This window comes from Pseudomonas brassicacearum, from assembly GCF_003732265.1.
GTDB lineage: Bacteria > Pseudomonadota > Gammaproteobacteria > Pseudomonadales > Pseudomonadaceae > Aquipseudomonas > Aquipseudomonas brassicacearum_D.
This window is the reverse complement of the sequence record NZ_MOBK01000478.1, coordinates 1-461: the sequence shown is the minus strand read 5'-3', so window position 1 is coordinate 461 and position 461 is coordinate 1. Positions and strand designations below refer to the sequence as shown.

The 461-nt window shown below is 54.0% G+C and carries 1 protein-coding gene; it reads right to left on the bottom strand.

The features are described from left to right. Nucleotides 1-241: 241 nt before the first annotated feature. On the bottom strand, nucleotides 242-461 hold a 220-nt coding region (locus BK660_RS32350; RefSeq protein ID WP_123436484.1), incomplete at its 5' end, for a DUF2867 domain-containing protein.

Here is a 461-nt window from a genome sequence, read left to right as displayed (position 1 = left end):
ATATTTGTCCTTGAGCAACTCGGCGATCAGCATCAGGTTATCGGGGGTATCGTCGACTACCAGAACGGTAGCTGATGGGTAAACGCCGTGAGTGCTATCCATGGTTGTTGGCTCCCTTGCCAGACAATTAAGGAGTCGGCGTACTTGCACCAATCTCTTGCTGGCAAGCGTAGCTAGAAAAGCTGCAATCGCTAGGTGGAAATTGGTCGATAGCGACCCCTCTCGACGCTGGCGTCGACAATCACGTTGCGGCGGCGCCTGTCTCGCGTTTCAGACGCTCGAGGTCCCTATTGACCAGTAACTTATGGACCAGGCCCACCGGCAACATGTAGAGGCGCCCAAAGACGTTATGCGTTACGACAGTCGATGTGATCGTGAACACCCGATCTGTTATCGAAAGACAAATCATGACATCCAGGTGCCGGTCTTTCACGCTCAGAACGAGCAAGTCGGGGGCGCTA